The 8,032-nt window shown below is 30.6% G+C and carries 10 protein-coding genes and 1 tRNA gene; 2 read left to right on the forward strand and 9 right to left on the reverse strand.

Annotation, left to right across the window (positions count from 1 at the left end):
- Positions 1-115 precede the first annotated feature (115 nt).
- Positions 116-2,110, reverse strand: a complete 1,995-nt coding sequence (locus tag NSB25_RS28365) for a zinc-ribbon domain-containing protein (RefSeq protein WP_103242688.1) — start codon at positions 2,108-2,110, stop codon at positions 116-118.
- Positions 2,111-2,534: 424 nt separating this feature from the next.
- On the opposite strand from NSB25_RS28365, the gene NSB25_RS28370 reads away from it, so the two are divergent.
- A complete protein-coding gene (locus tag NSB25_RS28370; RefSeq protein ID WP_103242687.1) occupies positions 2,535-2,795 on the forward strand; it encodes a DUF4160 domain-containing protein in 261 nt (86 codons plus the stop codon).
- 124 nt (positions 2,796-2,919) lie between these two features.
- On the opposite strand, the gene NSB25_RS28375 is transcribed toward NSB25_RS28370, so the two are convergent.
- Positions 2,920-3,108, reverse strand: a complete 189-nt coding sequence (locus NSB25_RS28375) for a hypothetical protein (protein WP_146040220.1) — start codon at positions 3,106-3,108, stop codon at positions 2,920-2,922.
- Positions 3,105-3,968 (reverse strand): SDH family Clp fold serine proteinase, encoded by an 864-nt coding sequence (locus NSB25_RS28380; RefSeq protein ID WP_103242689.1) that lies wholly within the window; start codon positions 3,966-3,968, stop codon positions 3,105-3,107. Before NSB25_RS28380 ends, NSB25_RS28375 begins: the two co-directional genes overlap by 4 nt.
- 278 nt (positions 3,969-4,246) lie before the next feature.
- Between NSB25_RS28380 and NSB25_RS28385 the strand changes: the two genes are divergently transcribed.
- Entirely contained in the window at positions 4,247-4,879 is a 633-nt protein-coding gene (locus NSB25_RS28385; protein WP_103242686.1) for a hypothetical protein, read from the forward strand.
- A 29-nt stretch (positions 4,880-4,908) separates the two neighbouring features.
- On the opposite strand, the gene NSB25_RS28390 is transcribed toward NSB25_RS28385, so the two are convergent.
- The 6 genes from NSB25_RS28390 to NSB25_RS28415 form a co-directional block, all read right to left on the reverse strand.
- On the reverse strand, positions 4,909-5,055 hold the full coding sequence (locus NSB25_RS28390; protein ID WP_172455324.1) for a hypothetical protein: 147 nt from the start codon (positions 5,053-5,055) through the stop codon (positions 4,909-4,911).
- Positions 5,056-5,110: 55 nt separating this feature from the next.
- Positions 5,111-5,183: transfer RNA gene (locus tag NSB25_RS28395), tRNA-Lys, on the reverse strand.
- Positions 5,184-5,216: 33 nt separating this feature from the next.
- A complete protein-coding gene (locus NSB25_RS28400; protein WP_103242685.1) occupies positions 5,217-5,522 on the reverse strand; it encodes a hypothetical protein in 306 nt (101 codons plus the stop codon).
- Positions 5,523-5,536: 14 nt separating this feature from the next.
- On the reverse strand, positions 5,537-6,016 hold the full coding sequence (locus tag NSB25_RS28405; protein ID WP_103242684.1) for a hypothetical protein: 480 nt from the start codon (positions 6,014-6,016) through the stop codon (positions 5,537-5,539).
- Positions 6,013-6,309 (reverse strand): hypothetical protein, encoded by a 297-nt coding sequence (locus NSB25_RS28410; RefSeq protein WP_146040219.1) that lies wholly within the window; start codon positions 6,307-6,309, stop codon positions 6,013-6,015. Before NSB25_RS28410 ends, NSB25_RS28405 begins: the two co-directional genes overlap by 4 nt.
- An 87-nt stretch (positions 6,310-6,396) precedes the next feature.
- Positions 6,397-6,867: an HNH endonuclease signature motif containing protein gene (locus tag NSB25_RS28415; protein WP_103242682.1), complete on the reverse strand. Its 471-nt coding sequence runs from the start codon at positions 6,865-6,867 to the stop codon at positions 6,397-6,399.
- Positions 6,868-8,032 lie beyond the last annotated feature (1,165 nt).

Below are 8,032 nucleotides of genomic sequence, written 5' to 3' on the forward strand. Positions count from 1 at the left end.
TGCAAGCTCGCTTTTCTGATCAAAACTAAAGATTTTACCCTTATGGATCTGATATAAATTAAGCCGTCAGAACACTTATCTGACGGCTTAATTGCGGTGCTTTCATACCCAAAGTTCAGAAAGAACCTTCCGAAGAAGCAGTGCTTTTTAAATAATCATTATATTTTAGCCATTTCAACTTTTCATTTGTTATAGGATGCTTTCCAGAATATGAAACCAAACTTGGATTATATAAATTTCCTGTTATAGAACTCCCACACCATTCTTTAGCGTATATAGTATTTGGAAATATGGTATTTGTAGTTGTACATATTACAATATTATTTTTATGTCTTTCAAAAGTTGCTTTTTGTATATATTGTAATATTTCTAAATCAGACATTTTAGTATAATCTTCATAATATTTGAAAATATATGGAATTGGATAGTCATTCTCTAATTTCCTACCAGCATATACGTTTTCTTTATTCTGGCTACAACATTTTTGGATTGAACATTCTGGTATATTATAAAATTTACTTGCTTTGCTAATGCTCTGAAATATCTTACTGTCGTTTAAACAAACAATTTTTCTGCGATTGCCATCACAAGTATAATGACATAGTCCAATTTTATTCCCATATAGCAAAAACTTTTGAATAGTTCCAAAATCTTTATTATAATTTCTTTCTAAATCAGAAATACAAATTCCATTGTTAAAGTCTTTACAAACATCTTTTATAATCGGGCTTGCAGAATTATAAAAACATTTATTCCAATTAACTTTTGTTAAGTCTAATATTTTGTAAAGATCACTTGTTAATATATTTTTCTTTATAATCTCAGTAGTGCTTGGGATACATTCTATTCTAATAACTTTTATTCCGTGTTCTTCAGCCAATTTATCTTTAATAAAATCAATTTTCTGTGAAGTTTTTGTGGTTTGTCCATTCATTGTATTGTTATTAGCATGAAAATATCCATCCATCTCAACAATATATTTATTATCATTTAATTCAAAATAGAAATCATATATACCTTTTCTATTTTTACCATTTAATTTAAAACGACACCACTCAAAAGACAACTCATCCTGAAATTTTATATCCATATCAGATAATAAATTGTACATAATTCTATTTGGCAAAGATCTGGTTTGTGAACAAGCCTTACAGAAAAATCCTCTGCTTTTAACCTTAGAAATTACCATTGGTTTTGAAATTTTACCACAATCGGGACACTTCCAAGAAACTTTACTATTACTACCTTGCATATATTTATACCCATCGTTTGAATTCGATAATAATTTTGCTAATTCTGGATTAGTAGTCCACATATCATTTAATCCAACAATAACTGTATTTGTTCCGCCTTTACATATTGGACATCCTCTTTTATAATTAACAAGAGAAGCTGGTATTACCTTCCATTCATGATTACAAACAGTACACTTATGTAAAATTTTCTTATCAATTCCTTTAAATTCTTCTAATGGAACAATTGTTGGATTTATATTTTTAAGCTTTTCTATATATTCATAATTGTCCATTCTATAAACACCAGAACATTTTGGACATCCAGAATGACCAGTTAGAATTGAATCTGCGACAACTTCCCATTCATAACCACAATGATGCTTCATTAAAATTTTATTAGATGCCTTTGTATATTGACCTAATACTGTATATTCATTATCATATTTCTTTTTAATTAAATCACAAAAATCTTCATGTGTGCGTCTATGTTTAAGTCCACTTTCTTTCATAGAACATGCATTATGACCATTTCCTTGCAGTATACAAGTTGGTGTTGTATAATATTCTTCGCCACATATTAAACATTTACATAATATTTTTTTATAAGCTCCTTTATATTCACCAATGACTTTAACTTTTTTATTCTTTTCCTTTGCTTCTTTAATAAAAGTTTCTGTCGTTTTCCATGCTCCGTTACATACTTTACATCCACATTTTAATGTCTGTGTTGGTAATGAGTCCCATTCAAAATTATCAATATTACACTTGAATGGTAATTTTACAGTATTATTCACATATTTTGCTAATAGAGTTATATGAGGTTGCTTTTGCTTTAATTCTTCTACAAACTCTTCATTTGTTTTTAATCTCGCCATATATTCTTTACCTTACCCTTTCACCAACCCAACAATATTAAAAGAGCAGGAGAGTGGCGGGTTAGGTTAAACCACATTCAAATCGGTAGCTACTCCGATTTGCTCCTACTCAGATACAACTATTTGTGCAATGAACACAAAATGATCCTCTCATAGTCGTTATTATTTATTTCTACATTTCTTATTAGATTTTGCTTGTGCCATAAGCACCATCCTTTCATTTCAAAATTATTTGTTCAATTAAAAAAGACAGCCATGATGACTGTCTGAAAACACATAGAGAGAATCGGACTCTTATTATTCGAATGGAAGTCGAATGTCTTACTGTTAGACGATATATGAAGGAAATATATTTATTTTGCTAATATTTTCTAATTAAAATCCGATATATACTATATAATATAATCACAAGGAGGATATAACTATGGGTAAAATTCGTATCAATTGGAATCTTCAAATTGAAGTAGATCAAAAGAAAGATGATTGTAGAAGAGAAGCTCCTCATTGTCATATTACCAGAAATGGCAGTCGTGTTGCTCAAGTATGGTTAAATCCTGTAAGTATTGAAAGAGGTCATTCGCTTGATCGTAATGAAATAGATCATGTGATTGACGCAGTAACTGCTAATTGTTATGAACTTGAACGGGAATATGAATATAATAGAGAACATGGTGCTGATTATTAAAATATTAAAGATGGGAATGGTAAAATAAGCCGTTTCTTTTATTTGCCAATAAAACAATTCTTTTAAAACATAAAAGGTAGCGACATAAGCCGTTACCTTTTTACATGTTTAAATTAGGATTCATTTACATTGAAACATTACTATTAATGGAATAAACAGTATAAATATTTTGTATATTATTTTGCCTTGGAATTAATTTACCTTCTTTAACTAATTGATGGTATTCTTTAAGGGCACTGCTTAATTTTTGAAAGTTCTCGTCTACGGTAACTATATCATTTGGTATCTGTTTAATTGTTTTTACTATACTCATATAAATAACCTCGTCTGAAAAAAGAAACTAAAATTGTGACTGTTTATATACTCAGTTAATCCATCGTAATATTCACAAATGATTTCATTTAACTCAGTATCATCTTCGAAATCTATTATTTCCAATTTCAATTCTTCTCTTAAAACTTGAATTCCAATAGGTCTACCATGAGACTTCCATAAATTATTATCACTTAGTTTATTAGCAATTTCAAGTGCTTTTTCCTCTTTTTCTTCAATTGTAACAAGAGTACCATCTGATGAATGAGTTGTCCACTGCTTGAATTTATATTTTGTTAGCCACTTTTTGAGCACATCTACTGCTAATTCTTTTGCTTGTTCATATGAACGTAATTCTGCAAGATCGAAATCCTTCAAAATAAGAAATTCTGCTTGTGTTAATTCATTATTTTTAGCTTTTTCTAAAAGTTCATTAATTTTATCGAGATAACCTAAAGCGGCAACCAACTTTCCATCTCTGCTTTGTACCTGTGGGTCAATTGGCCCAAGAGAAGAATAATAATTCATATAAATATTATCTCCACTCATACACCAAATGGTGCCAGCACTATAAGCATAATCTGGAACGATAAAATTGACTTCTTCATAAAAGTGACGTAAAATATCAACCATTCTTTGAACTGGCGGAAGACTTCCACCAGGAGTAGTAAGAAATACATAGATTGACCGATGTTTATTAGGGTCTTTTGCTAAAGCTTCAATAATATCTTTGACATTTCTTTCTACCCCATTTACAATTTCACCATAATAAGTAAAAACATCAGCATCAAGTTTATGTTCTAATTTAGTTAATAATTCAGATACGGCTGTTTGTCTTAATTTTTCCAACTTATTTACCAACTTTTCCACTCTCCTCTCAAGTCTTCTTTATTAGAATATCATAAATATATAGAAAACTCAAGATAAAGAGTTAGTGTTAATATTATATGTACTTAAAATTTATCTATTCACAATTTAATTTTGCATGTCTGCATATTTTAAATCGTGATGTTTCATAGGACATTTCAATCTTATTAATTTTACCCAATGAAATGCTTATTTTAAATTTGCCTCTTGACAAAATATAAATCTGTGTTATCCTATAATGATTTATATTTAACTCACAGGAGGATACCAGAATGCACGACTTTGTATATGTAACTCAAGCATTAGCACAACCAGTTAAAAACGAATTAATCCAAATTATCCACGAAGTACAAGACATAGTAAGACCATACTTTACTCTTCAATTTAGACCTGTGGGTAGTTCCAGCAAGAATATGATTACTTATGACAGAAAATCTAACATAGGTTTTGATTTCGATTTTGATTTGGAAATCAATGATGATAATGAAAATTATAATCCTGTGGAAATTCGACATATAATAAAAAACGCAATAGATCAAGTGGCTTCCCAATATGGATATAAACACTGTGAAGATTCAACTAGAGCATTGACAATTAAAAAAGTAAATACAATTACTTCTCAAATTTTGCATAGCTGCGATTTTGCCATCGTTCATAACTGTGGAGATGGAAGACAGCAATACATAAGATTCAACAAAAAGAATAACAATTACACTTGGGAATATCAAGGCAAAGGGTTCAAAAATTTAGAAATTAAAATCACTTGGTTAAAGGATAATGATTACTGGGGAGAATTACAAGATTATTATATTGATAAGAAAAATCGCAATAATAATCCTGATAAACATTCACGCTCCATTTTTGCTGAATCCATTAATGAAATGTATCAGAAAAAGAAAAATTAACACAAAAAGAGTCGTCAAAACTGGCGACTCTATCTTTTTTGATTGATTTGCTGTATACCTTCTTTTCTGGAATTATGCGTTTGATTCTGATTTTCAGGCGTGACTTTTTGGGTTATACTGTTAAATTTATCATGATTCTTTTGTTCTTGAATTAGTTCCTGCGTTTTCTTATCCATATTTTCACCTCATGGATAGTATGTGTTTAAAATAATAAATTATACAAAATTTTAGTGTGTCTGACAGGGCTTGAACCTGCAACTTATCGATTAAAAGCCGATTGCGCTACCAATTGCGTCACAAACACGAAATAGGAGGGCAGTGTAACTACCCCACAAATTTACATATTATCAGAATTCCACAACAGGTCTACATCATATTCCTCTAAAGCCACAGGAACGATTTCGGTTCTGTTATATGTATTCAAGAGGTCTATACATTTTTCTTCAAATTTTTCTTTGTCAGATTCTTTATATGAAACAGTTTGGAATTTTCCAGTACCAACTAATTCCGTTTCAGTACGTACTTCATGAGTGTCTGGATCTTCCACCTCTTTAGAAATTTCTTCCATTGTCTCTTCTTTTACTTGAAGAAATCTATAAATTGTCTTGTCTTTTTTATCTCTAATAAGTACAGAATAAGCCATTTATATACCTCCCATTACAGAACAACCTCTGTTTCACCTTCAAATTTTGTATTGAGACTTCTTAGTTCAGTCAGTTTCTTACCAATTTCTTCTTTTACCTTTACAGAAAACAGTTCTGCATATGCCTTACCTAACTTTTCTACTGTGTCAAACACATTATTAAGTGCACTGGAAGGAATCTTTGTTACATCGAAAGTCATTACAATATTCATATCCTGATTGATTGCGTATTCCTTATTGATAAGATTCTCAATCTGCACTTCTTCAACGTTTGTACTGTCAACTGGATCAGATGTAACAACTGGATCGCCAGTGGTATCATCAATTTTCATATTTTCTTTAAATGTAATATCGCTAAACCTGACGCTTCTAGGGAAATCTGTTAATACCTGTGCTTCCTCAATTTCCGTAGATGTCGCCGTGCCAAGTTCTGCAACACTAATATCAACAGTAATAATATTGTTTTCAATAGTTTTATTTACTTTTAATTTCATGTTTCTTTTTCCTCTCTTTCATTTAAAACTACTTGGTTGTACGCATTTTTTATCTGAATTGTGAGATCATACAATACTTCTTCACTAATTGTACAATCCAAATTTGACATATCAATATTAGGATCTGAAATTGTAAATTCTAAGGTGCCATTATTTTTGGGGACAAATAAAACTTTAACATTGTTACTTAATAGAAGAGTAATAGAATCAATTTTCTTTCCGTTGTTGGATTTTATAGTTCGCACTTGCCCAACTTTTAGACGTTCTTCTTCAATAGATAATCTACTTGCCATTCGTTCAGTTTCACCAACTTTCTTTATATATTGATTTCTAAATAGTGGATATCCTTGGACTCGAACCAGGAATGCCGAAGCCACGGATTATTTATTATTTGCACCTGCGTAATTTTCTGTTTGCAAATGGCAATTTGGACAAAGTAATTTTAAATTATTAATTCTATGGTCATTATGTATACCATTTATATGATGAATTTGTAATGTTAATGGTTTATTATTCCATTCAGTTATACCACATTCTTCACATTTATTTTCTTTTACTTTTTCTGATATTAATCGTATTTTTAATCTTGACATATTTTCATAAGAAGAATTTTCAACAAGAATTTCATTAAGTGGGATACAATTTGTTCTTCTGCCTTTATTAATTGCTTCTAATCGGTTCTTTTCTAATTTTTCTATAGATAAATTATATTTTTTAATTAATTTTTCTAAGGCTTTCTTACTGGAATTTCCTCCAATTCCTAATAGTTTTAATGCATTAATATATCCCGTTGCTTTATCTAGCGTTTCTTGTAATTCTTCTTTTGGTATTTTATATAATCTATTTGGCAATATTATTCTTGATCCTTAATATCAATAATTAGTCCGCCACGATGCCAATTCCGCTCACACATCCATAAAAATAGGAGAGTACTGATGACTCTCCTAATATCACAATATATTGACAGGATGATATTCCCTGTTGCTAATTGTTTATCAGACAACCAACACAAAAAAGCAATATATGTGATACACAGCATAAAGCACTAACTAGCTGCTGAGGAACTTTTTAATGTCCAGTTTTGAATAATCGTCATTATTCTGCTGTAGTATTTTAATGTAAAGTCTAAACCATTCCATTTCTCATGTTTACTGTGTTGCCCATATAGAAAATTCTATTGGAACTCGTCGCTTAACGTCTATTCAGGATTAAAATTATTTGACAATATATGGAATATTATGTAGAATATACTTGGGTGCTACCTAAAGTGGTAGGCGGTTAGTCCTTCTCTCAGAGGGACTGATACCCTCTGTTTACATAGATAAATCTTCTCTGGAAGAAATGTTAAAGTAAAGGAGGGGATTGCAGTTATGTCTATTGATACACTTATTCAGTTTGTCATTATGCTTGCAGCAGTCGCCGGTTTGTTCTATACAATCGGTAAACGAAAATAACCGCCCCAGTTCCCCAACTAAGCGGTTATAATCGTTCTTTATTATAATTCAATTAACTTGGGACTAACCGCTTGCTCTGCGGTAGTGCCTTTCAAATGTCGTAATGTCTTTTCTATACTCATTATCTTATATCAATTCGCAAGTGTTGTCAATAACATATTCGCATATAAGTCTTTATAGTGCCGCGTATCGCAATATATTCAAATATATTGCCTTTGAAATGTCTACTTGAAATTGGAGATTTATTGGTTAAATGTTGATAGAATCCTTGATTTTACGAACTTTTGAAGTATCCGTTTTTATGTAGAATTTTTTCGTGACATCAGTTCCAGAATGATTTAACATAACAGATACATCCTCTAAATTTACGCCCTCGTTTTTAAGCAACGTGGCATATGAATGGCGGATGAAATCCAAACATTTGGATTTCCTTAGTTATCCAAACTTAAATAAAATCCAAACCTTTCAGAAAAAAGACGTAAACCGCAACAAATACCGTCTGAAAAGGTTTGGATTTTATTTTTGGTGTATGATTCCTTTATAACAAAAAAAGGGAGGTCAT

This window comes from Acetatifactor muris, from assembly GCF_024623325.1.
GTDB lineage: Bacteria > Bacillota > Clostridia > Lachnospirales > Lachnospiraceae > Acetatifactor > Acetatifactor muris.

Coding starts and splice junctions, on each gene's coding strand:
- NSB25_RS28365 (WP_103242688.1), bottom strand. CDS start 2,110: ATGGCGAGATTAAAAACAAATGAAGAGTTTGTAGAAGAATTAAAGCAA.
- NSB25_RS28370 (WP_103242687.1), top strand. CDS start 2,535: ATGGGTAAAATTCGTATCAATTGGAATCTTCAAATTGAAGTAGATCAA.
- NSB25_RS28375 (WP_146040220.1), bottom strand. CDS start 3,108: ATGAGTATAGTAAAAACAATTAAACAGATACCAAATGATATAGTTACC.
- NSB25_RS28385 (WP_103242686.1), top strand. CDS start 4,247: ATGCACGACTTTGTATATGTAACTCAAGCATTAGCACAACCAGTTAAA.
- NSB25_RS28390 (WP_172455324.1), bottom strand. CDS start 5,055: ATGGATAAGAAAACGCAGGAACTAATTCAAGAACAAAAGAATCATGAT.
- NSB25_RS28400 (WP_103242685.1), bottom strand. CDS start 5,522: ATGGCTTATTCTGTACTTATTAGAGATAAAAAAGACAAGACAATTTAT.
- NSB25_RS28405 (WP_103242684.1), bottom strand. CDS start 6,016: ATGAAATTAAAAGTAAATAAAACTATTGAAAACAATATTATTACTGTT.
- NSB25_RS28410 (WP_146040219.1), bottom strand. CDS start 6,309: ATGGCAAGTAGATTATCTATTGAAGAAGAACGTCTAAAAGTTGGGCAA.